Below are 2,028 nucleotides of genomic sequence, written 5' to 3' on the forward strand. Positions count from 1 at the left end.
GTCTTGCCTTCAGCTCCCGGCAACAGGCGGATCTCGGCGCTCAGTTCCTCGGGAGTCACGGGATGGGCCACCGAATGGTCGGCACCGGACGCCTTGAAGTACATGCCGACCGAGCCCTCGACGAACGGCAGCACCAGGTTGAGCACGGGAACGGTGCTGCCGCCCACCGTCATCAGCCGGCTCTCGATTCCGCCGAGCTGTTCCTCGGGTGCCGAGATCAGCGAAACCACGGCGCCACCGGCGCCGAGCAACCGTGCCGTGACCACACTGCCGCGGTCGCGCAGTCCGCCGTCAAGCGTCGGCAAGGTGGCGGGGAACGGCGACCCGTCGGTGGTCCGCCACTGCCCGGCCATCCCCAAGGAGTCCCGAACCACCACGTGGAGGGTGCCGTCCAGGCGTGCTGCGATCAGCGATTTCTGCCCCATCTCGGGGTAGCGGACTTCCCTGCCGCCACGCCGCTGCGACAGGTCACGGACGTGATTCTCCAGCACCTCATACGCCGCTGCGGTGGCTGGGGCCTTCCCCAGTAGAACGACCGTACGAACGGAGTGGCGATGGGAGTTGTTCCCGTGGATACCAGGGTCGGGCAGCTCCCGCAGCGGCAGGAGGGCGCCGTCCAGGAGCTCCTCGTGAATGCTGCCGTCGGATTGCACGGTCACCTGGAGCAGGTCGAACGGCCCGTCCTCGGCCACCTTGAGGATCTGGGCGGCGGCCTGCTTGTCACGGGTGGAGACGAAGGCGTGAGCGTTGCGCTGGACAACGGCCTCGCCCGGGGTCCGCAGGACACCCGTATGGTCGGTGCCTGGCAGTGAGCCGGTGTAGCCCGTCGGGACGATACCGTGCCAGGTCATCGGCTCACCGGTGCGCGCGTGCACCAGCCGCATCGCCTGGGCGTCGAGATCAACCACGATCCGGCCACTCCGAGGCGGGACAAAGTAGGGCATCCCGGAGCGTTGGGCCTCGCTGGTCGCCTGCTCGAGGAAAGTGTCGTAGTGCTGGTCGGGGATCGCGGGCGCACCCGGGGCAGTCAGCGGTGCCACCTGGACCCAGTGGACCGGCCGGGACATGGAGCGGGTGAACAGGGCCTTGGACATGGTGACCGGGGACTGCTGGTGCCGCCCATACTCGGGCCAGCCCGTATTGCCCAGAGGGGCGATCAGCCGCCCGAGCCCCGGCTGGTCGGGCAGCCGCAGGGCGGAGCGGTACTGAGGGCCGCCGCCGGCGATCAGGGTACTCGCCTCGTGGCGTACGAACAGGTTCTTACGGCCTGGTTGCGAGAGACGGCCCAGCGAGTCACCGGAGAGCAGCGTCTGCGCAACTTCCGGCGACGGTTCGATGGCGTACTGCCATGACTGGGGACCGGTGGTGCCGTCCGGGGCTGTGGAGGTGGGCTCCCCGAGGTCCTCGTCAAACTGCCAGTCGTAGCCCTCACGGGGCAGCGCGAACCGGAATCCGAGTTCACGCTCGGCCGCGGAGAGGTGGGCGAGGGCCACGAGCCGGTCCTGCAGGGCCAGCCCAATCGGCAATACCCGCACCGTCGGCTTGGAGCCGGACTTCTCGTTCAGGAGACCGCGGATGAGACTGCCGATCCAGAGGGCGAGGTCCGCGCCGTCCCCCGGGAAGGCCTTCTCAGGTGTGTCGTCCCAGCTGAGCATGGGCATGCCTGCTCGGAACCGCAAGGGGACGGTGATCAGTGGTGGGCCGAGCTCGGCGCCGTCCTCGGAGAATCGGTGGGTGAACTCCACATCGCTGGGCACCAGCGTGAGGCGCTGGGCAACGCCCTCCACCAGAAGATCCCGCACCAAGAAGCCACGCGGCCTGCCTCTCGACAACAACCGACCGTCCAGGGTCGGCAGACCGCCCTGTGCCTCCGGCGAAGGCCGGTCCATGGCTCGCCTGAACCGGCCGGCCACGCTCAGCCCGTCCCGGCCGTGAGTGGTGAGAGCGAAAACGTCGAACTGCAGCTGCAGATCCTCCGTCAATGCAGCAGCGTCGTCCAGCGGCTGCTCCTGCATACGTACCCTGGCC

The 2,028-nt window shown here is 68.6% G+C and carries 1 protein-coding gene; it reads right to left on the minus strand.

The window, feature by feature from the left end; all coding sequences use genetic code 11:
• The coding region (locus ACWGI8_RS43535) for a hypothetical protein (protein WP_453669072.1) at positions 1-1,982 on the minus strand (1,982 nt) is incomplete at its 3' end.
• Positions 1,983-2,028 lie beyond the last annotated feature (46 nt).

Source organism: Streptomyces sp. NPDC054841, assembly GCF_053611045.1.